Annotated in this window: 28 protein-coding genes; 16 read left to right on the forward strand and 12 right to left on the reverse strand. The window is 64.0% G+C overall.

Features of this window, described 5'->3' with window-relative positions:
• Nucleotides 1-20 precede the first annotated feature (20 nt).
• Nucleotides 21-713: a phosphonatase-like hydrolase gene (locus ABD687_RS17785; protein ID WP_302263445.1), complete on the forward strand. Its 693-nt coding sequence runs from the start codon at nt 21-23 to the stop codon at nt 711-713.
• 319 nt (nt 714-1,032) lie between these two features.
• Nucleotides 1,033-1,749 (forward strand): LysM peptidoglycan-binding domain-containing protein, encoded by a 717-nt coding sequence (locus tag ABD687_RS17790; RefSeq protein WP_310289303.1) that lies wholly within the window; start codon nt 1,033-1,035, stop codon nt 1,747-1,749.
• A 121-nt stretch (nt 1,750-1,870) separates the two neighbouring features.
• Here ABD687_RS17790 and ABD687_RS17795 read toward each other — a convergent pair whose 3' ends face one another.
• From ABD687_RS17795 to kynA, 6 genes are all read right to left on the reverse strand, one after another.
• Nucleotides 1,871-3,220: a permease prefix domain 1-containing protein gene (locus tag ABD687_RS17795; protein ID WP_310289301.1), complete on the reverse strand. Its 1,350-nt coding sequence runs from the start codon at nt 3,218-3,220 to the stop codon at nt 1,871-1,873.
• The gene (locus tag ABD687_RS17800; protein WP_264268387.1) at nt 3,220-3,582 is read right to left on the reverse strand and encodes a PadR family transcriptional regulator; all 363 of its coding nucleotides are present in this window, start codon (nt 3,580-3,582) and stop codon (nt 3,220-3,222) included. The genes ABD687_RS17795 and ABD687_RS17800 overlap by 1 nt, the downstream gene beginning before the upstream one ends.
• A gap of 187 nt (nt 3,583-3,769) precedes the next feature.
• Nucleotides 3,770-4,243, reverse strand: coding sequence for an SRPBCC family protein (locus tag ABD687_RS17805; protein ID WP_310289297.1), 474 nt, complete (start codon nt 4,241-4,243; stop codon nt 3,770-3,772).
• Nucleotides 4,244-4,261: 18 nt separating this feature from the next.
• A complete protein-coding gene (locus ABD687_RS17810; protein WP_264268385.1) occupies nt 4,262-4,600 on the reverse strand; it encodes an ArsR/SmtB family transcription factor in 339 nt (112 codons plus the stop codon).
• A 143-nt stretch (nt 4,601-4,743) separates the two neighbouring features.
• Nucleotides 4,744-5,577, reverse strand: a complete 834-nt coding sequence (locus ABD687_RS17815) for a PaaX family transcriptional regulator (RefSeq protein ID WP_264268384.1) — start codon at nt 5,575-5,577, stop codon at nt 4,744-4,746.
• Nucleotides 5,578-5,586: 9 nt separating this feature from the next.
• Nucleotides 5,587-6,456 (reverse strand): tryptophan 2,3-dioxygenase, encoded by an 870-nt coding sequence (kynA, locus tag ABD687_RS17820; protein WP_264268383.1) that lies wholly within the window; start codon nt 6,454-6,456, stop codon nt 5,587-5,589.
• 326 nt (nt 6,457-6,782) lie between these two features.
• Here kynA and ABD687_RS17825 point away from each other — a divergent pair, with 326 nt between their 5' ends.
• The 4 genes from ABD687_RS17825 to ABD687_RS17840 all read left to right on the forward strand — a co-directional run bounded on the left by ABD687_RS17825 (nt 6,783) and on the right by ABD687_RS17840 (nt 9,820).
• Complete coding sequence (locus ABD687_RS17825) at nt 6,783-7,004, forward strand: hypothetical protein (protein ID WP_310289290.1); 222 nt, start codon at nt 6,783-6,785, stop codon at nt 7,002-7,004.
• 114 nt (nt 7,005-7,118) lie between these two features.
• Entirely contained in the window at nt 7,119-8,330 is a 1,212-nt protein-coding gene (locus tag ABD687_RS17830) for an integrase catalytic domain-containing protein (RefSeq protein WP_007273073.1), read from the forward strand.
• A 67-nt stretch (nt 8,331-8,397) separates the two neighbouring features.
• Nucleotides 8,398-8,748 carry a sunset domain-containing protein gene (locus ABD687_RS17835; protein ID WP_310289287.1) on the forward strand — a complete coding sequence of 117 codons (351 nt, stop codon included), beginning with the start codon at nt 8,398-8,400 and terminating at the stop codon, nt 8,746-8,748.
• Between the two features lie 112 nt (nt 8,749-8,860).
• On the forward strand, nt 8,861-9,820 hold the full coding sequence (locus ABD687_RS17840; RefSeq protein WP_310289284.1) for an HNH endonuclease family protein: 960 nt from the start codon (nt 8,861-8,863) through the stop codon (nt 9,818-9,820).
• 19 nt (nt 9,821-9,839) lie between these two features.
• Here ABD687_RS17840 and ABD687_RS17845 read toward each other — a convergent pair whose 3' ends face one another.
• A complete protein-coding gene (locus tag ABD687_RS17845) occupies nt 9,840-10,799 on the reverse strand; it encodes a ribonuclease HI (protein ID WP_310289282.1) in 960 nt (319 codons plus the stop codon).
• Nucleotides 10,800-11,029: 230 nt separating this feature from the next.
• Here ABD687_RS17845 and ABD687_RS17850 point away from each other — a divergent pair, with 230 nt between their 5' ends.
• Nucleotides 11,030-11,932, forward strand: a complete 903-nt coding sequence (locus ABD687_RS17850) for a PaaX family transcriptional regulator (protein ID WP_302262888.1) — start codon at nt 11,030-11,032, stop codon at nt 11,930-11,932.
• Here ABD687_RS17850 and ABD687_RS17855 read toward each other — a convergent pair.
• Together ABD687_RS17855 and ABD687_RS17860 are read right to left on the reverse strand one after the other, a co-directional pair.
• Nucleotides 11,854-12,621 carry an alpha/beta hydrolase family protein gene (locus ABD687_RS17855; RefSeq protein ID WP_302262887.1) on the reverse strand — a complete coding sequence of 256 codons (768 nt, stop codon included), beginning with the start codon at nt 12,619-12,621 and terminating at the stop codon, nt 11,854-11,856. The genes ABD687_RS17850 and ABD687_RS17855 overlap by 79 nt on opposite strands.
• A 72-nt stretch (nt 12,622-12,693) precedes the next feature.
• The gene (locus ABD687_RS17860; RefSeq protein ID WP_264268376.1) at nt 12,694-13,179 is read right to left on the reverse strand and encodes a cupin domain-containing protein; all 486 of its coding nucleotides are present in this window, start codon (nt 13,177-13,179) and stop codon (nt 12,694-12,696) included.
• Nucleotides 13,180-13,395: 216 nt separating this feature from the next.
• Here ABD687_RS17860 and ABD687_RS17865 point away from each other — a divergent pair, with 216 nt between their 5' ends.
• Together ABD687_RS17865 and ABD687_RS17870 are read left to right on the forward strand one after the other, a co-directional pair.
• Nucleotides 13,396-14,463, forward strand: coding sequence for an MBL fold metallo-hydrolase (locus tag ABD687_RS17865; protein ID WP_302262886.1), 1,068 nt, complete (start codon nt 13,396-13,398; stop codon nt 14,461-14,463).
• A complete protein-coding gene (locus ABD687_RS17870; RefSeq protein ID WP_310289278.1) occupies nt 14,460-15,917 on the forward strand; it encodes an MFS transporter in 1,458 nt (485 codons plus the stop codon). Before ABD687_RS17865 ends, ABD687_RS17870 begins: the two co-directional genes overlap by 4 nt.
• A gap of 69 nt (nt 15,918-15,986) precedes the next feature.
• Here ABD687_RS17870 and ABD687_RS17875 read toward each other — a convergent pair whose 3' ends face one another.
• Genes ABD687_RS17875 through ABD687_RS17885 form a run of 3 tightly spaced genes read right to left on the reverse strand, consistent with a single transcriptional unit; the run spans nt 15,987 to nt 18,990 of the window.
• Complete coding sequence (locus tag ABD687_RS17875; protein WP_310289276.1) at nt 15,987-17,132, reverse strand: FAD-dependent oxidoreductase; 1,146 nt, start codon at nt 17,130-17,132, stop codon at nt 15,987-15,989.
• Nucleotides 17,129-17,839 (reverse strand): methyltransferase domain-containing protein, encoded by a 711-nt coding sequence (locus ABD687_RS17880; RefSeq protein ID WP_310289274.1) that lies wholly within the window; start codon nt 17,837-17,839, stop codon nt 17,129-17,131. The genes ABD687_RS17875 and ABD687_RS17880 overlap by 4 nt, the downstream gene beginning before the upstream one ends.
• Before the next feature lie 11 nt (nt 17,840-17,850).
• Nucleotides 17,851-18,990, reverse strand: coding sequence for a type III polyketide synthase (locus tag ABD687_RS17885; RefSeq protein ID WP_310289272.1), 1,140 nt, complete (start codon nt 18,988-18,990; stop codon nt 17,851-17,853).
• 191 nt (nt 18,991-19,181) lie between these two features.
• On the opposite strand from ABD687_RS17885, the gene ABD687_RS17890 reads away from it, so the two are divergent.
• From ABD687_RS17890 to ABD687_RS17920, 7 genes are all read left to right on the forward strand, one after another.
• Nucleotides 19,182-19,319, forward strand: coding sequence for a hypothetical protein (locus ABD687_RS17890; RefSeq protein ID WP_264268370.1), 138 nt, complete (start codon nt 19,182-19,184; stop codon nt 19,317-19,319).
• A 240-nt stretch (nt 19,320-19,559) separates the two neighbouring features.
• Nucleotides 19,560-20,246 (forward strand): fasciclin domain-containing protein, encoded by a 687-nt coding sequence (locus ABD687_RS17895; protein WP_302262881.1) that lies wholly within the window; start codon nt 19,560-19,562, stop codon nt 20,244-20,246.
• A 181-nt stretch (nt 20,247-20,427) separates the two neighbouring features.
• The gene (gene sigK / locus ABD687_RS17900; protein WP_264268368.1) at nt 20,428-21,009 is read left to right on the forward strand and encodes an ECF RNA polymerase sigma factor SigK; all 582 of its coding nucleotides are present in this window, start codon (nt 20,428-20,430) and stop codon (nt 21,007-21,009) included.
• Nucleotides 21,009-21,851, forward strand: a complete 843-nt coding sequence (locus tag ABD687_RS17905; protein WP_310289268.1) for an anti-sigma factor — start codon at nt 21,009-21,011, stop codon at nt 21,849-21,851. Before sigK ends, ABD687_RS17905 begins: the two co-directional genes overlap by 1 nt.
• A gap of 122 nt (nt 21,852-21,973) precedes the next feature.
• Nucleotides 21,974-23,533: a molybdopterin-dependent oxidoreductase gene (locus tag ABD687_RS17910; protein WP_310289266.1), complete on the forward strand. Its 1,560-nt coding sequence runs from the start codon at nt 21,974-21,976 to the stop codon at nt 23,531-23,533.
• 452 nt (nt 23,534-23,985) lie between these two features.
• Nucleotides 23,986-24,159 (forward strand): hypothetical protein, encoded by a 174-nt coding sequence (locus ABD687_RS17915; protein ID WP_302262878.1) that lies wholly within the window; start codon nt 23,986-23,988, stop codon nt 24,157-24,159.
• A 117-nt stretch (nt 24,160-24,276) separates the two neighbouring features.
• A complete protein-coding gene (locus ABD687_RS17920; RefSeq protein WP_264268364.1) occupies nt 24,277-24,564 on the forward strand; it encodes a hypothetical protein in 288 nt (95 codons plus the stop codon).
• Nucleotides 24,565-24,624 lie beyond the last annotated feature (60 nt).

The following is a 24,624-nucleotide window of genomic DNA, read 5'->3' on the forward strand; positions in this document are numbered from 1 at the left end:
CCAACCAAAGGATGGAAACAATGATTGAACTTGTCGTCTTGGATATGGCCGGAACCACCGTTGATGAGCATGGGATCGTCTACCGCGCCCTGGAGGATTCGGTCACGGATACCGGAGCCAGCGTCGATGCCGCCGACCTGCAAACCTGGATGGGCGCCGACAAGACCGAGGCCATTGCCGCATTGATGGAACTCGGGGGTGTCACGGCGGACCCCGGGCTGGTTGCCCGGCAGTTCGACCACTTCCGCGCCCTTTTGGCGGAGCGCTACGCGGCCAACCCGCCGGTGGCCCTTCCCGGTGTGGAGGAAGCCCTGTGCGAGCTCAAGGGCCGGGGGATCAAGGTAGGCCTGACCACTGGGTTCTCACGGGATGTCGCGGGCCCGATCCTCGAAACCCTGGGCTGGGGGATTGGCGAAGGCCAGCTGCTCGATGCCGTGGTCACCAGCGACGAAGTCGCCGCGGGCAGGCCCGCGCCGTACATGATCCACCGGGTCATGGAAGTCACCGGCGTGCACGATGTGCGCCGCGTCGTGGCCGGCGGTGACACGGTAGTCGACCTCCTGGCGGCATGCAACGCCGGGGTGCGCGGGCTGGGCGTCCTCACCGGGGCGCTTGGCCGTGAAGAACTCGAGCAGCATCCCCACAGCTGGGTTTTGGAAGGCGTCAGGGCACTTCCCAGTGTTCTCGAGTCTTCACTAGTCAGCCCCAAATAATATCGTTTTGGTAACAGCGCCCCGGAGTCCATCTCGGTCTCCGGGGCGTTTTGTCGCGTGTGATTAACTTTTTTTAGCACTCTGACTAGGTCGAATGGATCCCCGAAGGACTCACGGCTTGACGTGGCCCCGGGGTGGTGCCGTACCGTCGTTGAGTAACGTTTCTATAACATCAGGTTACGGAACACGTCTCAACTACCGCCGGATATCTGTGCGTTGTCCATTGCGGCGGTAGCCACTCGAATCGTCGATTGCGACGCCGGACAACGCCGCCATGATGGTCCTGGACGACCTATGCGGAGGATGGCACTGGAGAAACATGATCCAGCAGAATTCCAAGAGCAAAAACATTCGCCGCGGCGCAGCTTCTGTTGCCGCACTGGCCTTGGCCGGGGGAGCCATGGCAATGTCGGTGGCACCTGCCTCGGCAGCCAGCACCAGCACCTGGGACGCACTGGCACAGTGCGAGTCCGGCGGAGACTGGTCCATCAACACCGGCAATGGCTACAAGGGCGGGCTGCAGTTCTCCAGCTCGACCTGGAGCGCCTTTGGCGGCAGCGGAAGCGCGAACAACGCTTCGAAGTCCGAGCAGATCCGCGTTGCCGAACGCGTCAAGGCCAGCCAGGGTTGGGGCGCATGGCCCGCATGCTCGGCCAAGCTTGGACTTTCCGGCGGAAAGGGCTCGGTAGCCAAGACCTACGAGTCTGCTCCGAAGAAGGAAACCGTGAAGAAGTCGAGCGAGTCGAGCTACAAGACCTCTTCCACCAAGTCCTACAAGACCAAGTCGGTTCCCGCCAAGAGCTACGCCTCCAGCGGCAAGCGCGCAGCTGCCCCGGTGGCCAAGGCACCGGCAATCAGCGTCAACGTCAAGGACTCGGGCGAGAACTACACCGTCAAGGCCGGGGACACCATGTTCAAGATCGCCCAGTCCCAGGGCCTGAGCAGCTGGCAGGACCTGCACGCCCTGAACCAGGACGTCGCGCCCAGCGCCGACCTCATTTTTGTTGGACAGTCGCTGGACTTGCCAACCAAGTAAACCGGTCCCTCGCGAGAGCGGACGAACGGCCAGGAGAGCTGTTCCGTAGTCAACCCCCAAGTGGCTGCGGAGCAGTTCTTTTGCGTTTCCGCCTGAAAGTCCCAGGTTTCGGTGCGCGGACTCAGGCGAAGGCGAACACAGGCGGAAATACCAGTACCACCACAGCTGCCCACGCACCGTAAACCGGCAGATAGCGGGTCTGCCAGCGCTCGAGCGCCGCGAACGGACGCCTGCCGCGCAGGAATCCGGCGGACAGCCAAGCGGCCCGCACCAGGTGCACCAACAGAAGCAGGTTCAGGCCGAGCGCGGCGACCTTGTTGGGGCTGAAGCCGAACTCGGCGATCCTGGCCAGCATCGCAGTCAGCATTACTGCATCCACGGCCAGGGCCGCCGCGACGAGGATCAGCTGCAGCGCATCGAAGAACCCCGGCGGGGCCAGCGGGTCGCGGGCGGACAACGCGTAGAGCAAGAGGCACAGCACCAGCACCAGGATCGCGTCCATGAGGATGAGCAGGCCGCGGTCGACGTCGACCAGTCTGCCGGCGGTCGTGAGTACGATGAGCATGGCCAGCAGCATCGCAATCGTCAGGGGCGTGAAGACGCGCGTCAGGACAGGTGCGATGTTCTCGATGACGTCCTGCTTGGCCTCAACCAGCCAGGCGGCTACCACCAAGGCCCCCGGAACGGCGAACGGCAGGATCCAGCTTTCCAGTACCGGTTCCAGGTCAAGGCCCACCAGCTGGAGCACGGCGAAGGTAAGCCCAATGAGCACGCCGCCGCCGAGCGCCAACAGGATGAAGTAGATGGCAAGTTCGCCGGTGAACCTCACGAAGTCCATGCGCCTGCCATCGGACCGCCACCGCCCGCCGACGTAGGCGACCCCCGCCAGCAGCCACAGGATCACCGGGACATGCAGCGCCGCGAGTAGCCACGTGGAGCCGTCCGAATCGAACGGGTACGTGTTGAGCGCGAGCACCAGTATGGCGAAGGGGATGGCCAGTGCGATCGCCGTGCGTGCAGTGATCCGCCGCTTCCATGCAAAGTACGCGACCAGGAATGGGAACACCAACAGGCCGACGTTGCGCAACAGGGCGGCGTCTTCGCCCAGCCAAGTGAGACCCGCCTTTAGCGCCAGGCCGGCCCCCACCGCGAGGGACAGGACCACGGCAAGCTCACGCCGGGGCGGGGGTCCGGCGACTGCGGGTCCCTCCGGAAGAAGGACGAGCTGTTTCCACAGCCGCTCCGAATGTTCGCGCGCGAATTCGCGAGAGACCGCATCGAGGTTTCCCATGCGCTTGATCGCCACCAGGAAGGCCTCGTCGTCGTCGAGTCCTCCCGCACGCCTTTCGCTGATCTGTTCGCGCAGGTGGTCTTCGAGCTCATCGAGGTCAGCGGGGGAGATGGCCCGGCGGCGGGCTACGTAGCCGCGCCACACCTGAATCTGGGCTTCAAGCCCTGCATGCTCTTCCATTACGCCCATCCCGTTTCCGCGGCTGGCGGGCGCTGCGCCGAATGCCACACTTGTCGCAGCGCCTCGGCGACGACGGTCCATTGCCCTTGCCGTTCGGCCAAGGCAGCACGACCGGTCTCGGTGATGGCGTAGTGCTTGCGACGGCGCCCCGCCTCCGAAACGCCCCAGGACGAACGCAGGTAGCCAAGCCGCTCCAAACGGTGCAGCAGCGGATAGAGCATTCCGTCTGTCCACTGCATGTCCCCGCCGGAAAGCTCGCTCACGCGCTTGATGATGGCGTAGCCGTGCATTTCGTCCCCCTCCAGGATCCCCAGCACGAGCGGGGTCGCCGATGCGGCGACCAGGTCCTTGTCGATGCGCACGATGTCTCCTTACATAGATCTACTATGTATTAGACATCCGGCGTCCCGTGAAGGCAAGAAAGACGCCTGGCCACGACCGTTTTCATCGGACCCGGCGAAGGTCCCATCCTGGGAAACGGGGGGTCCACTGGACGGCAGTGCGGCTCGGGAAATCAGGTGATTCGTCCCAAGCCGCGGTGCCCCGTCACTACCTGGTGGACAGCAGGGTGTCCAGTCGCTCGTACCCCTCCGTGATGCCGCCTTCCATGCCTGAGGCGGCCATGCCGTCGCGAGCCTCAACGGTGGGATAGACGGAGTGCCCGACAAGCCGGCAGCGGTCGCCCTCCAATGCTTCGAAACGCATGTAGTCCATGGCGACGACGTCGGGCTGGCCGTCGTATTCAAAGGTCTGGATGGCGAACTCGTTTTCGCGGACGGTGTGGAACACCCCGTTGAATCCGTAGGTCCCGGATTCGTTGGAGTGGGTGTACTTGTAGGATCCCCCGGTGCGGAAGTCGTAGGTCTCGATTTCCATTTTCAGCCCGTAGGGTCCGAGCCATTGGGCAACGAGGGCGGGGTCGCGGTGCGCCTCGAAGACCGCCGCGACGGGAAAGTCGAATTCCCGGGTGAAATCAATGAAGGGTGTGCCTTCGGGGATGCTGAGCTTTAGTGGGTTGGTCATGATGGGACTTTCGTGTTTTTATCCGTGGCGTGCGGATTGGCCTTTGAGCACGGCGTCCAAGCGGTTGTACTTCTGGTCGGCCAGTAGCCGATATTTGTCGATCCAGCCGGTCAGCTCCGTGAGCAGTGCAGGATTCAAGTGGACCGGGCGGCGTTGCGCCTCGCGTGTGCGAGTCACCAGATGCGCCTGCTCGAGGACTTGAATGTGCTTCGAGATGCCTTGGATGGACATCTTGAACGGTTCGGCGAGTTCGTTGACAGTGGCGGGGCCGGTGGACAGCCTGGCGATGATTTGCCTGCGCGTGGGGTCTGCGAGGGCCAGGAATGCCCTGTTGAGATCTTGCTCGTCGAAGGACACGTATTCAACTCTTTTCTTGATCAACCTTTCGGTTGATTACAACGATGCTCCGGTGTTTTCCGATAGTCAAGAGGCGGGGAGTGCTGACCATGGAATTTATTTGGTCGGCCGGATGCCGCCGTTCCGTCTCCGTGCCCCCGCCCCTACGCGAGGGCAGTCAATGCGTCGACGTGGGAGCGTGCCGCGGAGGAGTGGCTGGCCTGGATGCACAGGAAGACTTCGGCGCTTTGGTGGCCTGGCCAGTCCCCGGGCAGGTAGTTTTCCGGCAGCCCGGGATCCAGATACGGAATGGTCCGCCATGAATCAATGGCCCTCACGTAGAGGGCGAAGCTCTCGGCGGCGCTTGCCTGTCCAGCGCCGGCCACGGCCTTGTTCTGGTCAAGAAAGCCGTGGTGCAGTGCCGAAAGCGCATCCAGGTCCCACCATGCAACAGCCGACGCCTGGGCGGTCCCGGTGAACTCCAGGAGATTGGAGACGATGACCGTCGCGTGGTCCTCCAGGCCCAGGACGCGCAAGATCTCCCAGACCTCGGCGCGCAGGTAGTCGGGAAAGATCCACAGTCCCGGCGCCATGAGGCCGCCGCCGATACCCTGCAGGTACTTGCGCAGTTGGTGGCGGCGCTCGCGTTCGGCCTCCGGGATGGAGTAGGAGAGCAGGCACCAGGGATCCGCCGGATCCATGGCGCGCGGTTCGAAGATGCGCCTGTCTCCCCGGGCAAGGATGCGTTCACCGGTGGGAGTGAGTTGGAGCCCCTGGACGTCTGCCCGGGCTTGCTGTTCGAGGATCCCCTTCTTCTTCAGGCGGGAGATCGCCGTCCGCGTCACCTGGGGCGTGGTGCCCAGCGCGTCCATCAGCGCGATCAGGTGCGCCGAGGAAATCCAGCCGCCCAGTTCGCGCAGGTACAGACCCACGATGGTGCGGACCAGGGAGGTGGTGCTGCCCGTGCGGGCATCCAGGTCGTCGAGCTCGGTCAGCATGGTCGGGCGCTACTTGCCGATCTCGGTGCGGACGGCGAACAGCTCCGGGAAGAATGTCAGGTCCAGTGCACGCTTGAGAAAATCCACGCCGGAAGACCCGCCGGTACCCTTCTTGAAGCCGATGGTGCGTTGGACGACGCGCATGTGGCGGAAGCGCCAGGCCTGGAAATTGTCCTCCAGGTCAACGAGGTCCTCACAGGCCTGATAGAGGCTCCAGGTGGTGTCGTCGGATTCGTAGATGTCCTTGTAGATGGGAACCAGTGCCTCTTGGAAGACCCACGGCTGGGAGACATCGCGTTCAAGGATCGCCTCGGGGACGGCATAGCCCGAACGGGCCAGGGCGCGGAGGAAGGAATCGTAGACGGTTGGTTCGTGTAGGAGCTTGGATAGCAACTGGTGGGCATCGGGGTCGGATTCAAAGACCTTGAGCATGCCTTCGTGCTTATTGCCCAGGATGAACTCGACGGCACGATATTGGTACGACTGGAAACCGGAGGACGAGCCGAGTGAGCCGCGGAACTGTGCGTACTCGCGCGGGGTGAGTGTGGCCAGAACTGCCCATTGTTCGGTCAGCGTCTTCTGGATGTGCTTGACGCGGGCGAGGCATTTCAGCGACTTGCCGATTTCGTCGCTGTCCATCAGGCGACGTGACTCAACCAGCTCGTGCAGCATCAGCTTGAGCCACAGCTCGCTGGTCTGGTGCTGGATGATGAACAGCATCTCATCGTGGTGCTCAGGGACACTGACGGGGTGCTGTGCCGAGAGCAGGCGCCCCAGGTCCAAGTAGCTTCCGTACGACATGGTGTTGCTGAAGTCGGTACGGACGGTGTCTTCGATTTCGCGTGCACCCTCGGGCGTCTGTGCGTGTGGGCAGGCCATGGAAAGAAGCATATCAGTTCGTCGACGTGCGTCAAGATAGTGAAATGATGCTCGCTGGTGCTTGGCCCAATTGCGGACGACCTGGTGAAACACCCGTGCTGCCGGTGGTGATGGAAAAAGTCGGCTCCGTCTCTCCGTGGCCGTGATCCGGCGCATGCAGTTCCCAGGGTGTGGCCGCGGATCCGGTGCTCAACTGGAAAGAGCGTGGAGGCGGAACCGCCTTGCGCCGCGGTTTGGGTCCTGGTCTGTGGTTTGATAGGGAGTTGAACGTGGATGGCCAGGGGTGCCATCTGGATATTGGGGGACACATGAAGTCGTTTACTCGCATGCTCACCGCTTTGGCGGCCGCTGCTTCGATCGTATTTTCCGGGGCCGCCGTGGCAGCAGCCGCGCCCGTAGCGCCGACCCAAGCGATCAATGTGGTGGCCGCCAAAAAAGCTCCGGCGATCACGATCAACAAGATCGCCAACAAAACGGTCAAGGGTTCGGCCAAGGCCACCATCAAACCGTCGGTCAAGGCGGCCAAGGGCGTCAAGGTCACGCGTTGACTCACTAGTAATGCTCGCGAAATGAGGTGCGTGCCTCATTTAAGAATGCTCGCGAAACTCTGGCCACCAGGGCGGGCAGCAGGCTGTGCTGGGGAGATGAAACAGGGGATATCGATGCACACCCGGCGAGAGCTCGTCAGCGGCTTCGCCGCCGAGTATGCGAAAGGGACCAAGGGACAGAAGGGCGTGATGCTCGACTACCTGTGCGCATCGACCGGCTGGTCAAGGGCCAACGCCCGCCGGCGTCTGGCCACGGAACTGCGTAAGCCCGCACGCGGGATTCCGAAGCCCCTGCCGCGGCGCAGGCCCCGCAAGTACGGGCCGGCGGCCCTCAAGCTCCTGGAACGAATCTGGACGCTTTCCGGAGAGCCCTGCGGGAAATACTTGGCTCCGATCATGGCCGACGAGCTCGAGCGTTTGGAACGCTTCGACGAACTCGGGACAGTGGCGGGACTGCTGACCGACGAGGTCAGGGACGAGCTGCTATCCATGTCGGCCTCCACGATGGATCGGTATCTGAAGCCGTTGCGCGCCGCTCGATACCCCTCGGCACTGTCCTCGACCAAGCCCGGGGCGATGCTGCGTTCGGAGATCCCGGTGCGGTGGTCGGGCACGCCCATGGAGCAGGAACCGGGGTTCTTCGAGATCGACACCGTCGCCCACTGCGGACACAGCCTCAAGGGCGAGTTCCTGTATTCGATCACCCTGACAGATGTGTTCACCGGGTGGACCGTGAACACGTGTGTGAAAAACCGTGCGCACAGCCATGTCGTGGCCGGGGTCGACCTGCTGGTCCGGTCCCTGCCCTACCCGATGCGGGCCCTGGATTTCGACAATGGCGGTGAATTCATCAACACCCAGCTCATCGAGTGGGCGCAGGAACGAAACATTGATCTGACTAGGGCGCGGGCGTATAAGCATAACGACAATGCGCATGTCGAGCAGCGAAATCGGGATTGGGTCCGTCGCCATGCCTTCAGGTTCCGCTACGAGGGTCCGGAGGAGATGGCCCTGCTCAATGAGCTCTGGGCGCTGGTGAACCAGCGCAAGAACCACCTGCTGCCGATGGTCAAGGCCAACGGCTACGGCACCGCACGTTCGGGTCGCAGGAAGCGGACTTATGACCGGCCGCGGACCGCGTACCAGCGCATCATGGATCTGGAGGCCATGGACCCGGAACATGCCAAGGCCCTGGCGGGCATCCACGGGGACCTGAATCCGGCGGCCATCACTCGCCGCATCAATGCCATCCAGAACCATCTCATCAACCGGGCCAAGATGCGCGCGCAGTCCGGGGATGCCCTATTTGGCGAGCAAATTAGTTGAGGCATGCGGGATTATTTCGCGAGCATATTGACATGAGGCAAGGCGGGTCACCTCAAAGGTCTTGACCGTGAAGCAAGGCAAGAAGACCGTTGCCAAGAACAAAACGTCGATTTCACTAAAGGCCGGGACCTACAAGGTGACGACCAAGGTGAACTACAAGATCGGCAAGAAGAAGCTCTCGACCTCCAAGACGCAAACCCTGGTCATCACGAAGGCCAAGGTGAAGAAGACTTGGGCCGCGGCCAAGGGCAAGAACTGCCCCGCAGCCTACCCCGTCAAGGGCAACCAGACCGGCAGCAACAAGGAATGGAAGTACCACGTTCGCGGTGGCCAGTTCTATAGCATCACGGTTCCCGAGCAATGCTTCAAGACCACTTCCGACGCACGCAAGGCCGGATACCGCGCTTCGAAGCGCTAGTCCCATTTTCGGTTGTCGATCAACACCCGTGGCCCGCAGGCAAACTGTGGGCCACGGGTGTTTAAATGTACCTTCGGCGTTGTGCGTTGTTGATTCATCCTGAAAGAGCGTTTTGAAGCACCTGATAAGCATTGTTGTCACCCTCCTGATCCTGACCGGTGGCTTGGTGGCGAATTTCGGCACCCATGTTGGCAATGATCAAGCCAGTGATGTCACCACCTTGGGACCCAGCAGTACTTCGACGTCCGTGGCCGGTGAGGGAGTCACCCCCGGCGCCAAGCTCGATGGCCCGCTCGCGGTTTCGGTCCTGAACGCCTTGCCGGTCAAGGGCAAGGCGCCGGCAACCGGCTACGACCGGAACCAGAAGTTCGGCAATGGCTGGAAGGACTTCAACGGCAACAAATGCGACGAGCGCCAGGACACGCTCAAGCGCGACTTGTCGTCTGTAAAGTTCAAGGACGCGAAGAAATGCCAACTCGCCTCCGGCACGTTGGCTGACGTGTACACCGGGACCACCATTAAGTGGAAGGTGAACAGCGGGTCCGTTGACATCGACCACGTGGTGGCGTTGAAGAACGCATGGGTGTCAGGCGGTGTGCAGCTGTCCCAGGACCAACGCCAGGGTCTCGCCAACGATCCGTTGAACCTCATGGCCTCGCAAGCATCGGCCAATCGTTCCAAGGGCGATGCCAATGCCGCCGAGTGGTTGCCGGCCAACAAGTCTTTCCGCTGTCGGTACGTGGCAACGCAGATCAGCGTCAAGAAGAAGTACACGCTGTCTGTGACCGCGTCCGAAAAGAAGGCCATGGAGCGCGTGCTCTTCACGTGCCCGAAGCAAAAGGCCGCCTTAGTGACCCCGCTCAAGCCGCTTGCCAAGGTGCCAACCGTCGCGCCTGGGACCAATGCGGCACCAGCGAAGAAGCCCTCGACCACGGCGCCCAATCCCAAGCAGGTATCACCCGGGGCATACTGTGCACAGGACGACAAAGGCACCAAGGGAATTGGCAAGAAGACCGGGAAGAGCTATACCTGCAAGAGCAGCGATTCCGACACCCGCCTGCGCTGGCGCTAAACAATCGGGTGAGGCCCGGCTATTGGACCTGGAAGAACCTCCCGGTGCGCAAGGGCATCACCTTGCCAAGGTCGACCCCTTCGTCGGCGATCTGCAACAGCAGGCGTTGCCGCTCAACGGAGGAAATGTTCGCCGCAGAACATCGCCTGGCCACCAGCGCCAATCTGTCGGCAAGTTCGTTCATGGGATCACCCGAATGCGCCTTGACCCAGTCATAGCTGACCTTGGAACGCGAGAGCAGCTCATGGATTTTGTGCACGATCGTCCTCGCCTCAGTGGACTTCGCGCGGGCGTGGCTTTGGGGATTGTGGAGCAGGTCAATGGCCATGAGCGAATCCGAACGGATGCGAAAGCGAACCGATCCGGCGAACAAGTCGTCACGGTACCTGCTGGCATCCAGCAGGGCGTAATGGATGGAATTGAGTTCGCCCTGCAGGATTTCCTTACCCGTGGCGGCGAAGGCGTTGATCATGGGTGGCGTACCGCGGCCGTAATCCAGGATCCAGCCATGGCCCGTCAACGGGCTGTGCCAACTGCGTGAGGCGTCGGTGGTGATCGTCAGCTCGGAGTAGTAGTCCTCGATGCGTTCCTGAAGCAGGGCCGTGGCCGCCTTCGCTCCGGCCAGTGGACGGAACTGCTCCGAAACCATGAACCCCAGCTGCGCCAATGCCTCGGGGAGTCGAATATGTCCGTTCAGCAACGCGTTGTCACAATACACGGGTTCGGACGCATTGCGGCGCACCGCGCGAATGGCCTTGTCGAGATGCGTTACCAATACGCCGAGCCGCTGCCCTGATTCATGGACGGGCAAGACTCCGCACCGTTGCCCGACAACCTGGAACGCGGTGGTGCGAACCACTGCCCAAAAAAGGATCTGGTTGTGGTGCCGGACCTCAACGGTGACCCCTGAGCGCTCGGTGACCGACTGGACCGCGGGAATGAACCGCGCGGATGGAGGCGTGGGGCGTGGTGCCTGCATGGTCTCCTCCTCGATTCGGCGCTGGGCTGGTTTCGCGTGCGAATACCCGATTCCCCAAAGCTACCTAAAATACCTGTCCGTGGGGATAGGGAACCGGTGATCGTCCCGAAAGCCGCCTGTCGGGACGGTGAAATCCCTTGGCCGTCCCCGCGTGGCCGGGCGCTGTCCCGCGGTGTGTCTAGGATGGGTATGGCAACGAGGTACTTTACGAGAAGCGGGTTCGCACCGGCATGGAAACACGGCAGTCGAAGCTGCAGCACCAGCAGCTGATCGTCACCCTCTATGGGCTCTATGGCCGATCGACGGGGGGCACCTTTCCGGTGGCCGTGTTGGTCGACATGCTCGGCGCCCTGGGTATCGAGCCGCCCGCTGTGCGCTCGACGGTATCCAGGCTCAAGCGCAACGGCGTGCTCGTGAGCCGCCGGGACGGCAACACGGCCAGCTACCGCCTCTCAGCGGACGTTCTCGATGCCTTCGACGAGGGCGACCAGCGGATTTACGCCCCGGAACGCTCGCACCCCAACGACCCCTGGTCGTTGGTCATCTTTTCCGTGCCGGAAGCCGAACGCAACCGCCGCTATGAGCTGCGGACCGAACTGAACAGCCTCGGCTTCGGCGCGGTGGGCGCGGGAGTTGCCATCGCACCAAGCAACGTCCTGCCGCAGGCAATGCGGCGGCTGAAGGACCGGGGACTTGACCGATACGTCGAATACTTCAGCGCAGACTACCTGAGCCAGCAGGACATCAAGGCGAAGGTGCCCCAATGGTGGGACCTGCAGGAGCTGGACGAGCAGTACCGCGATTTCCTTGGGCTTTACGGAGCGGCCAAGGAGGAATGGTCTGCGCGGCTCGAAGCCGGCACCGGCGGCGATCCCGCCGCCGGCTTGGCCAGGGAGGCCTTTGCCTTCTACGTACCCTTGCTGACGCTGTGGCGGCGCTTCCCCTACCGGGACCCCAACCTGCCCTTGGAATTCCTTCCCGAGGGTTGGAAGGCGCCCGCTGCCAAACACACGTTCTGGGCCATCGATGCACTGCTGGCCCCTATCGCGAAGTCCTACGCATATTCGCTCTTGGCTGCTCGGGGCGTGGGGCCCGATGCCTCGGCCATCCAGGACAGCGCCCCGGCCCAGTGAACGGCCAGCGGGTCAATGGCTTCGAGGTGGCCAAGGGTCCTGAATTCGCGTAGCTCCACCAGGGAACCCTGTGACCCCGCGGCGGCCATGAACGCGTTCGAATGTGCGATCGGCACGCGGTCGTCATTTGCCCCATGCAGGATCACCGTTGGCGTGGTGCCAAGCGGCTGGTGCACCGGCGAGGCGGAGCGGTAGATCTCGGGGGCCTGGTCCGGGGTGGCCCCGAAGTATTCGGCCGCCGCGTTGTCTCCCAGGTTCTCCAAATAGGTCCGTTCCGCATCGGTGACCGGTGCCAGGGCCACAACCCCATCCGCGAGTCGGGCCGTGAGCAGCGCCAGTTGCCCGCCCACCGAATGGCCGACCGTGAGCAACGGGCCGCCGATGCCCTCGGCCTGCTTCAACACGGCGATGCGTTCCAGCGCTTCCGTGGTGTCCTCCAGCGGGGCCGGCCACCGGCCGGTGGAGCCGCGGCGGTATTCCACGTTGGCCGTGATCCAGCCTTCGGCCCGCAGCGAAGCGGCCAGTGGGTCCATCAGCGAGGCGAAGAGATGTGAGCGCCAATAACCCCCGTGGATGAGGACTGCGATGCCGAGTGGCCGGGTTCCGGGCTCGGGCCGTGAAAGCACAAGGTGCTGGGCCTCGTCGGGGCCGTAGGACAGGATCCCGGATAGCGGGGGCGTGCTGGTCATGTCATGTACTCCTTGGCGCAAACGATGGGAGGGCAGTGCGGGTTCCGCACTGCCCTCGACTGTAGCGGACGCCTAGGCGCCCGGAACGGCTCCCGGCGGCAGGAAGTTGACGTCGCGCAGGGCCGAGAGGCGGACGACTTCCTCGGGATCGGTGAGATTGTGCAGCTCGTCGAAGAGGGTGGAGAGCTGGCCCGCCGGGCTGACCCAGAAGAGGGACTTGCCGGGGGTTTCGTGCTTGTTGTAATAGGCATGCGGCAGCCCCATGGGCATGCGCACGGTGTCGCCCGGGCCCGCGGTGGTCCACTCGCCGTCGAGGTAGAGCGTGTACACGCCCTCCATGATGTAGATGTGCTCGTCCTGCGTGGGGTGCACGTGCGGGGGAACGCCGGTGCCGGCCGGGTCAAGGGACAGCCAGGCGAAGGACGAAGAGCTTTCCACCTTGGATAGATAGGTGTGCCCCAGCACGTTCCAGGTCTTGTTGCCCATGGCCTCGCTGGCGAGGGTGATGCCCTTGGGCAGATCGCCGAGAACGATTTCCTGGCCCTGTTGGATTTCCATTGCAGCTCCTTGTCGCATGTTTCCTTGGTCGACCCAGCATGGCAGAAAACCATGACCATATGCAATAGGTATTGCGATCGCCAGTTCTAGTGCATATGATGTGGATCACGCTTGGGGGCGTGCACCGCTGCAAGGTCAAATTGCCGCGGCGTACTTGAACCAACCACAGACCGGGCCATGAACCGACAGCCCTTCCCAATGAAGCGAGGCGCCAGCGTGAGTACAAAAAATTTCAGCGGCATGAGTGTGCACACCTTGGGGACGGGAGGTGGACCGATCGTCTCAAGTTCCCGGGCCGGCACCAGCACCGCGGTCCGGGTCGACGATGCCACCTACGTCTTCGACTGCGGCATGGGCAGCATCCGCAACTACCGCTCGCATTGCGAATGGGGCCAGTTGCGCGGCATCTTCCTCACCCACCACCACTCCGACCACATCTACGACCTGGGTTCCTTCCTGGTCACCGGCTGGCAGGTGCCGGGGGAGTCCTTCGCGGCACCCATCGAGGTCTTCGGCCCCGGAAAGCCAGCCCGCATCCCGGCCCTCGATGAAGAGCATGCGCGGGACATCGACGCCCGCGTGGGCAATCGCGAAATGACCTCAACCACGCAGATCGTTGACGCATTGCTCGACACTGTCTTCGCTTCGGACATCGCCATCCGCATGGCCGACGAGGGCCGCGGCGAGCCGCACGAATGGGTGCGCGGACACGACATCGAGATTCCCGCAACGGCGGGCGCAGATCCGGTGGCCAATCGGCACCCGGTCATGGAACCGTTCGAGGTATACCGCGACGAGCTGGTGGTCATCTCCGCGATCCTGGTCGACCACCGCCTGTGCTTCCCGGCCTTCGGCTTCCGCATCGACTCGCGCCACGGCTCGGTGGTCATCTCCGGGGACACCGCCTACTCGGAAAACTGCATCAGGCTCGCCCGCGGCGCGGACCTGCTGCTGCACGAGGTCATCGACCTGCCCTCCATCCTGGCGACCTTCCCCGACGGTCCCACCCGCGAGGGGATCGAGGTCCACCTGCGCGAATCGCACACCCCCTTCGCCGAGGTCGGCAAGGTCGCCGCCGCGGCCGGTGTCAAGGCCCTGGTGCTCCACCACATCGTGCCCAACACCCCGGGCACCGCCGACCTGGCGGCCATGGGCGAGGCGGTCCGCCGGGACTTCGCCGGCACCGTGCACATTGCCGAAGACAACGACGTCTTCTTCCCCCGGGATCCCGGGACCAATAGTGTTGAAACCGCAGGACTGGAAATCATCGGAGCAGGCGCATGAGCACCTCGGAGCACGTCCAGCCGCACACCCTTCGTGCGGCCGTCAAATACGGGAAAATGAATCGCCGGGCATGGATTGTCACGTCCTTGCTGGTTGTCTTCCAAATCATCAACTTCGCCGACAAGGCGGTGCTGGGCCTCGTCGCCGACTCGGCCATCAAGGAACTGGGCCTCACCGCGGGCCAGTTCGGACTCATCGGCAGCGCATTCTTCTTCCTCTTCGCCATCGCCGCGGTGGCCGTGGGCTTCCTGGCCGGCAAGGTCTCCACCCGCTGGATCCTGCTGACCATGGGCATCAGCTGGGCCGTGCTGCAGTTCCCGATGCTGTTCGGCGGCGGCGCGGCGGTCCTCCTGGTCACCCGCATCCTGCTCGGCGGGGCCGAGGGCCCGGCAACCCCCATTTCCCTGCAGCACGTCCACGGCTGGTTCCCGGCCAAGGAGCGCGGCTTCCCCTCCAGCATCATTGCCATTGGCTCCACGCTCGGACCCATCATCGCGGCCCCCATCCTGGCCGGCATCATCGCGCACCCGGCACTCGGCTGGCGTTGGGCCTTCGGGTTCCTGGGCATAGTGGGCCTGCTCTGGAGCGTTGTCTGGTTCCTCGTGGGGCGGGACGGACCCTACAGCCACATCACCGGGAAGAAGGCCGCCACCGAGGCGGAACCGGCGAAGGTCCCGGAGGCCGCGGTGCCCCGGGAGCAGCCGGCCGTCGGAAAGCCGGGCGCAAGCATCACCGAACGTGCCGACCTCCTCAAGCTGGTGCCCATCCGCCGGGTGCTGCGCTCGAGAATGTTCATTGCTGCCGTCCTGGCCGGTGCCGGCTGCTTCTGGGCCCAGGGCTTCCTGACCACCTGGTCGCCGAAGTACCTCGGCTCGGTGGTTGCCCTCTCGCCCGAGATGATCGGCCTGGTTTCGACCTTCCCGTGGGTCATCGGCGCCCTGGCGCTGCTGGTGCTGGGATACACCTCGCGGTACCTGATGCGCCGCGGCGTCACGGTGCGCTGGGCCATGGGCGCCCTGTTCGGCGCTTCGCTGCTGGTCTCGGGCATCTGCTTCACCGTGCTGCCGCACCTGCACGGCTACGCAGCGGTGACGGCGCTGACTCTTGGCGCCGGATTGGCGATGATCTACCCGCTGGCCCCCACCGCCATCGCGTTCTGTGTCGCCTCCAAGCAGCGCGCGGCCATCATGGCCACGCTGACCGGGCTGGCCTCGGTCGGCGGCGTCATAGCCCCGGCCATGGTCGGATCGCTCATGGACCGCGCCGGATACATTCCCGGTCCCAAGGGCGTGCGCGACAGCGCGGAAATGGCCTCGTTGCTGGCCCAGGGCATGAACTCGTCATTCTCCATGATCGGGATCTACCTGGTCGTCGTGGGTGTCATCTGCGTCCTGCTGCTGAACCCGGACCGCACCGCCGAACGCCTGCAGACCAGGTTCGCCTTCAACGGATAACCGCAAAGGCACCAAGCAACCGCGGGGCGCGGGGGGAAGAATCGTTCTTCCCCCACGCCCCGCGCGTTTTCAGCCGCCCTTGCCGGTCATGGTGAACGTGGCGGCAACGGCGGCCGAAAACCGCTCCGACTCGAAGAGCACACGGGCCAGCGCATCGCGCGACCCCACGGCGGGGCCCCACAGCGGGCGCCCCAGCGCCATGTTCACGTGCGCCTGCCGCCCGGCCCGCCGGGCGGAGGCAAGACGCCGGCGGGAAAAGCCGGCGAGTTGCTCCTCGAGCCGGTCCCGGGGCTGCTGCCCGCCCAGCGCCGCCCCCAGGATGGGGGCCAAGGCGGCGGCATCGCGCAACCCCAGCGTCATGCCCTGGCCCCCGATGGGGCTGACCTCGTGGGCAGCATCCCCGATCAGAACCAGGTCCCCGTGGTTCATGGATGCCACGGCGAAATTCGCGGTCCCGAATTCGCTGAGCATGGAGTTTTCGCCGGCCTCCACCCGGTGCCCGGTCCGCCGCGCAATGAGTTCGGGCAGCGAGGGGGACCGCTCATCCCGGAGCCGGGAAACCCAGCGCCTCCGGTTCCCCGGGAGGGGGAACGACTCGGTGATCCCGTGCTCGTGCAGAAACAGGGCCGCCACCGGGCCGAAATCGGTGCCGTCCGGGTAGTCGCCCATGAGGTAGCGATCGGGCAGGTCCCTGCCGCGGAAGGAGACCAGCGCCGCCCGCCGCACGGCCGACCGCGTGCCGTCGGCGCCGATGAGGAAGCGGCATTCGAACCGGGTGGGTCCGCCGGCGGCCGCGGCCTCAACGACGTGGAACCCCGGGTGCGCGGTGTACGAGGTGAATTCGTGCCCGGCCAGCAGCGCCGAGGGATCCAGCTCCCGCAGACGGTCGCGCAACAGCCCGACCGTCCGGTTTTGCGGCAACGACAACACGAACCGGTGACCGGCCGGGATGGAGCCGAACCCCAGTTCCGCCACGACCCGTCCGCGGGAGATGCCGACCCCGCGGGTGATCCGCACCCCGGCCTCCACGGCAGCCGGTCCGACCCCGAGCCCATCCAGGACCGCGAGCCCCGGCGGGTGGATCCCGATGGCCCGCGAATGCTCCCCGACCCCGGTCCGGGACTCGAGCACGCGCACGCTGTGTCCGCCCTGGCGCAGCAGGATCGCCAGCGCCATCCCGCTGGGGCCGGCCCCGACTATCAGGACGTCGATCATCGGCCGGCCGGTGGTTCCCTGCGCCAGATGGCCAGGTTCCGGTACATCCCGGCGGCGTGCGCGTGCCATCCGCGCGGCAGCACCCGGGCGAGTTCGTCGCGGGTGAAACTGCGCCGGATGGAGGTGAGGCCGTCGCGCCGGATGAACGAGGTGCCGGCCAGGGGCAGGGTGGCCAGCCCGAAAAGCAGCAGGGCGCTGCGCCGGCGCCGGATGTCGCTGTGGATCGCCAGCGAGCGGGCAAGCACCTGGCTGTCGGCCAGGACGCCCGACAGCGCCGGCGGATCCAGGTGGTGCAGGACGTGGTTGGAGATGACCACGTCGAACACCTGTCCCTCGGCCACCAGTTCCGCGCTGGCCGCCCGCCGGAATTCGAGCTCCTCGGGGCCGAAGCCGGCAGCGGCAGCCGCCCGGGAGGCAAAATCGTGGGCGCGCGGGTCCGGGTCGATGCCCGTCACCTTGAGGCTCAGCCCGTCGGCCCGTGCCCAGCGCAGGAGCGCCAGTGCAATGTCGCCGCCGCCGCAGCCGATGTCCAGGATGGTGGCGGTGCGGTTGCGCGGGAGCGCCGGTCGAACGAGCCCCAGGTACACGCTCCGCCACCCTGACACGCATCGGTTCACCAGCGGGAACTGCGCGTAGGTCCGCTCCAGCATCAGCGGATCGGCATCAGGGCTGTCCATTTCCTCGAATGCGGCAATGTCCCGTTGCATGTCCGGGGCGCCTAGCCCTGCCTCCCCGAAACCAGGGTCATCAGGGACGTCTCGACGGTGAGACCGGGGCCAAAGGCCATGGAGCACACGCGCTCGCCGGATGACGATGCCCGGGAAATGTTCTCGTCCATGATGTCCTTGAGCACGAACAGCACCGTGGAACTGGACATGTTCCCGTAGTCGTTGAGGATCCGCCGCGCCGGCACCAATTGGTCGTCGCCCAACTGCAGGCGCTTCTGCACGCGGTCAAGGATGGCGCGTCCGCCGGGGTGGATGCCCCAGTGCGGGATGTCGGCATAGGCATCGCCCAGCGTCGGGTCCCGGGCCAGCAGCGGTTCCAAGGCGCCAACGATGTGGTCGTCGATGATGTGCGGGACATAGGTTCCCAAGACCATTTCAAAGCCCTCGTCCCCGATGTTCCAGGCCATGGCCTCCTCGCCTACCGGGGTCAGCACCGTCTCGAAGTGGTCCAACCGCAGGCCGGACCCGGAGTGCTGGCGGGCGGTGACGATGGCGGCGGCGGCCCCGTCGGCAAAGAGCGCGGAGCCCATGATGGTGTCGGGGTCGTTCGAGCTGCGCACGTGGATGGAACACAGCTCTGCGCAGACCACCAGGACCACGGCGTTGGGGTCGGCCTCGCAAAAGCTCTTGGCGGCGCGCAGGGCCGGGAAGGCGGCGTAGCATCCCATGAATCCCAGGTGGTATCGCTGGGTTGCCGGGCTCAGGCCCAGTGCCCTGACCAATTGGTAGTCGGGCCCGGGGTTGTAGAAGCCGGTGCAGGAGACCGTGATGACGTGGGTGATGTCGCCGGGTGCAAGATCGGGGCAGGCATCCAGGGCCTTTTGTGCAGATTCGATGTAGAGTCCGGGCGCCGTGGAGGCAAAGACCTCGTTGCGTTCCTTGGTGCTGGGTCGCAGCAGCAGCCCCGACTCCGCGTCGAAGAAGAGGGGGTTCTCGGCCACCGTCTCGGTGGTGAATTCGGTGACCGCAGTATGGCGGGTCGAAATCTGCGCGGAGTCAAAGGACGTATTGATCAGGCGCTGGCCCAATCGGGTCAGGCCGGGTTGGGCGGCAAAAACGTCCCGTACCTTGTCCTGGTACAGGATGGTTGGCGGAACTGCTGTTTGGATGGTTCTCATCATCACCGGCATGAAACCGAGCCTATGGCCCGATGCCGTTGGGGTAAAGGGGCACGTCGCGGCAGAGGTGTCGCCCGGGGAAGGCCACGGAAAACGGGACCCCCAAAAAGTGCTGGCATCCTTGCGCGCTCAGGAGTATCGTCTGTGTGTGGGGAGACCAGTCGCGGTCGTAAGTGATCCCGCCCCAGGGTGAGAGGTAATTGATGCCAGACAAATCACCACATAGACATGAACACAAGAAGCCTGCCGGCAAGTCGATCAAGGCGCGACGCGCGGAGAAGCGCTCGAAGAACGCACCTGCGACAGAGACCGAGCAGGTCACCCACATCAAGAAACACTGAGCAACTTGATGATTGGAGATAGTTTTACCGGAAGCGGAGAAGAACAGACATCTTCTCCGCTTCTTCCATGTCCACCTGTAGATGGGAGCCCGCTGCGGGTAGTGGCGCGGGGGGAAAAAACTTTTTTGACATGATTCCAATCCGTTTGCCGTACGGCACCGAATGCTCCATGACAGCCCGAACCAACAGTGGTCGGGAAGGCGCGGAGACCAAGGGTCGACGCCAAGCAAGGAGCATGACATGAAGCGCATGAACAGCAAGTTTGCCTCAGCACTCGGACTGATTGCAGTTGCCACCGTTGGCCTGACCGCTTGCTCGGCGGGCACCGGCGGCGAAACCGCCGCACCTGCCTCTTCGGCCGCCCCGTCCAGTTCGTCGGCGGCACCGAGCAGCTCGGCAATGGCCAGCGAAGCGGCGATGGACCCGGCAGCAAACCTCGTGGGCTCGGGTTGCGCGGCATATGCCGAGGCAGTGCCCAGCGGAGAAGGCTCGGTTGCCGGCATGGCCAAGGACCCGGTCGCAGTGGCCGCCTCCAACAACCCGCTGCTCAAGACCCTTACCGCAGCGGTGTCAGGCAAGCTCAACCCCAAGGTCGATTTGGTTGACACCCTCAACGGTGCCGAGTTCACTGTCTTCGCCCCGGTAGACGAGGCCTTCGCAGCCATCCCGGAAAAGGACCTCAACGCAGCTGTCGCGGACGCAGACACCCTGAGCAGCATCCTGACCTACCACGTGATCCCCGGCCAGATCGCACCGAGCGACATCCCCGGCAGCCACACGACTGTCCAGGGCGGGGACCTGGAGGTCACCGGCAGCGGTGACGAGCTCATGGTCAACGGCGCCACGGTGGTTTGCGGCGGCGTCCAGACCGCCAACGCAACCGTCTATCTCGTCGACACCGTGCTGATGCCCCCGGCCAAGAAGTAGCCGCGGCACGGCAGGGCAACCCACCAGGGGGTTGGTGTCTGATGGTCCCTTCCATCACTCACCGGCCCCCTGCGGTCGATAGGCGTCGACCCGTGGTTCCGGCAGGCCGAAAAAATATTTTTCGGCCGCCGCACCAGAAAGGATGAAGGACGGGTTTGGAATGCATGAGACGCTTTATCGCATGAGTTCACATCTACCAGGTGGCACGGAACAGACTTGGGCCCCGACCACCGAAGAACTGATGCTCCGGATTGCGGCAGGCAATGAGAGCGCTTTTGAAGAACTCTATGACCGTCTCTCGCCCCAGGTCTTCGGTCTGGTCCGACGCATCCTGAAGGACCAGGCTCAAAGCGAGGAAGTCACGCAAGAGGTATTTGTCGAAGCCTGGCAGCAGGCCTCACGCTACGACTCGGCCCGCGGAAAGGCGATCACCTGGCTGCTGACCCTGGCGCACCGCCGGGCCGTCGACCGGGTTCGGGCCAGCCAAGCGAGCAAGGACCGCGACCTGCGCCAAGGCATCAAGGAATTCCAGGCGAGCTACGATGACGTTGAGGAAACGGCCATCCAGCACGATGAAAGCCGACGAGTCATCCAGGCCCTGGAACGGCTCAGCGAGACGCAGCGCGATGCCATTCAACTGGCCTATTTTGGGGGCTACACGCACATCGAGGTGGCCGAATTGCTCAAGATCCCGGTGGGAACCGCGAAAACACGAATACGCGACGGAATGAACAAACTTCGAGACCTGATGGGAGTGGCGTAATGGACAAGCACAAGAACGAGCTGACCGGCAGCTTCGCCCTGAACGCATTGGGCGACGATGAACGCGACGAACTGATCCGTCATGCAGAATCCTCCCCGGAGGTCCGTGACGAATTGGATGCACTGCAGGAAACGGCGGCACTTCTTGGCCAGTCGGCCGAACCCGTCGCACCCCCGGCCAGGCTCAAGGCCAATGTCATGTCCGCCATCCGGAACACCCCGCAGTTGCCGCCGGTCGACGCCGAGCGAGAAATTCCTGGCCACGGAGCCCCGGAAGCTTCGGGTCCCGCCGCAGAGGCAGCAAGGAAGGACCGCGCATCGGAGCGGTCGCCGGAGCCGGCCCCGCAGCGCACGCCCCCAACTGCCAAGGGCAACCAACGGATGTTCGCCTTGGCGGCCGGAGTGCTGCTGGTGGCATCCGGCGTGCTCAGCGGCGTGGTCGTCAACCAAAATGCGGAGCAGCAAAAGCTGGAGGAACAGCTGGCTGCCCTCAGCACGCAGCAAAACGAACTGACCCGCATCCTGACCGCCGCCGATGTCCAGTCCAAGAGCCAGCAACTGGACGACGGTGCCACGGTTACCTTGGCCTACTCGGCCTCCGAGGGCAAGATGGCGGTGACCACCGCCGGATTGCCCGCCCTGCCCAGCGACAAGGGGTACGAACTGTGGCTCATCTCCGGCACCGGTGCGGTACCTGCCGGAATGGTCGACGGTACCAAGGCCGATGGCATGGTCATGGTTTCCGGGGCGATGGAGGGCGTGACACACTTCGGCATCACCGTGGAACCGGCTTCCGGCTCCCCGGCGCCAACGACCGAACCGATCCTCGTCCAGGAACTCTAGGCGCCTGAAAGATTACGCGGCCGCCTTCCAATCCGCCGGTGGTACCGTTCCGAATACGTAGTGGTTAGTTGTTCCCCGCAGTCGCGGGGAGGAAGCATCACAACGTACGGGTGGGTGAACTCATGAACAAGTTAACAGCAACGAGGCTGCGGGACCTGGGCACCTTCGGGCTCGCGGGCTTCGCGTCGGCTGCCGTGCTTTTTTCCGTGGCTCAATTTGTGTCGGCCTTCTTCGCCACATCATCGGCACCCCTGGTGGCGATGGGATCGGTGTTCATCGACCTGACACCGCCATGGCTCAAGGATTTCGCCATTGCCACGTTCGGCACCAATGACAAACTGGCACTTTTCATCTCCATGGGGGTGATTGCCGCCGTAGCCGCGGTATTGGTCGGAATGATCGCCAGGCGCAGCTTTGCCCTGGCGGCCGGTAGCATCGTGGTTCTCGCCGTGGCAATCGGCGGAGCCGTGCTTTCCAGGCCGGCCACCGGACTCGTGGACCTGACTCCCATCATCTTGGGTGCGGTCGCGGGTCTGGCCACCCTGCGGTGGCTCTCGGCGCTCGCCGGGAAGACCCGGCCTTCGACACCCGAAGAGGTGCCGGCACCCGGGGCCTCGCGCAGGAACTTCCTGCTGGGCACTGCACTTTCCCTGGTTGGCGCGGCAATCGCCACGGGCGTCGGAAAATCCCTGGCCACCGCACGCAACGTAGCCGATTCCGCCCGTTCGGCCCTCGGGCTACCCGCGGCCAAGGTGCTGGCACAGGCGCCACCGGCCAACGCGCAGGTCGAATTGTCAGGCATGCCGAAGTTCATCACGCCGAACAAGGACTTCTATCGGATCGACACCGCTCTTACCGTGCCGCGCATCAACCCGGGTGAATGGTCGCTGCGGGTGCACGGCATGGTGGAAAAGGAATTCACCATGAGCTTCGAGGAGCTTCTGGCCGAGGACCTCGTGGAAAGCTATCTGACGCTGACCTGCGTATCGAACCCGGTCGGCGGCCAGCTGGTGGGCAACGCCAAGTGGCTGGGGTATCCGTTGCGCCTGCTCCTGGAGCGTGCGGTGCCCAAGGACGGCGCGGACATGGTCCTCTCGACATCTATCGACGGGTTCAGTGCCTCCACGCCGCTCGAGGTTCTCACCGACGACCGCATGGCCCTGCTGGCCATCGGCATGAACGGCGAGCCCTTGCCGCTGGAGCACGGATTCCCGGTCCGCATGGTGGTTCCCGGTCTCTACGGCTACGTCTCCGCCACGAAATGGGTTGTCGACCTGGAAGTCACTCGCTTCGAAGACAAGGTCGCATACTGGACCACGCGAGGCTGGTCGGATCACGGTCCCATCAAGCTTTCCTCCCGGGTGGATGTGCCGCGGTCCTTCGCAAGCGTTCCGGCGGGAACGGTTGTCATGGGAGGAACCGCCTGGGCGCAGACCCGGGGAATCTCGAAGGTACAAGTGCAGATCGATGATGGCGACTGGATGGACACGGAATTGGGCGCCGAGGCTTCCGTGGACACCTGGCGGCAATGGCGCTACGAATGGGACGGGGGTTCATCGGGAAACCACACGGTCAGCGTTAGGGCTTTCGACGGGCAAGGGGAAATGCAAACCAGCGAAAAGGCCGACCCGGTCCCTGACGGCGCCAGTGGCTGGCAGCGGGTCCAGTTCTCGGTTGAATAGCCCCGCGGTCGCCTGGTCTGGTGTGCACGGAGCCGTCCAAACCTTGGCCGGTTCGGGTCGGCTCCCGATACCACTTGAAAGGCTGGAAATCCATAGATACCCGGCGTATTCTCAAGGTAAGTCGGTTTGCTGGAACCAGCCGAACCGATGGGCAATGGGATGCGGGTGAACGCATGGATACGGCAAGGAATCGGTGCCGGCGGCGGAAACGCCGTAGGTGATATCTGGCAGAGGCCAGACGGCTCTGTTCACGGTGCATGACACCGTCGCCTTCGCCTTCGCCTTCGCCTTCGCATCGCGATCAGTGGAAACAGCCGACGTGCACGACGTTGTCGATGAACCCCAAACTTCCGTTGGGGGTATCGTGCCGACATTGACCGGTGGTCCGCTCGGCTACCGCATACTCCAAGAGAAACATCCATGTTCCAGTTTCGAGGACTGAGGAGCACACGATGAACGAGGAAACCAACGCCACGCCGGCGCAAGAATCCGACGGAAAAGTCACCGGATCATCCACGACCAAGGGCGCCGCGAAACGATCCGCGGACGAACTGCCCGATGGCTCGGGCAACGACGCGCAGAGGCCGATGTCGCTAGAGGACAGGGAACGCTACGACGCAGGCTAGCCACGGGCGACCAAGCCAAGAACATGTGCCTCGACAAGCCGGCAAACGGCTTGGACGGTGCACACTTCACAACAACATGGTGGCCTGTTCCAGAGAAGATGACAGGAGTGAAATGTCATGACACAGGATGCACACATTCCGGCACCACGCGAGGAACCCCAGTCAAGGCTGAGGGTTCCCGGGACGCACCACGCCAACGGATTGTTGATCGGCGGCGGACTCGCGGCCCTGCTCTTCTTGGTATTCATCGTCGCCGGCGGCATCACGCTGGGTACCGTGATCAGTCCGCTGTGGATTGGTTTCATCATCGGTGTCTTGGTCGCGCTTCTTGGAGCCTTCCGCATGGTTCGCGGCCCCGAAGCCTTCGGACTAGGCGATACCGAGCACAAACACCCGGCTGCCTAACGCAAAACGGGTGAAATCACGAGGGCCATCGTCTCGCCGCCCCCAGGGCAGACGGTGGCC

The sequence above is a fragment of the Paeniglutamicibacter sulfureus genome (assembly GCF_039535115.1).
GTDB classification, from domain to species: Bacteria; Actinomycetota; Actinomycetes; order Actinomycetales; family Micrococcaceae; genus Paeniglutamicibacter; species Paeniglutamicibacter sulfureus.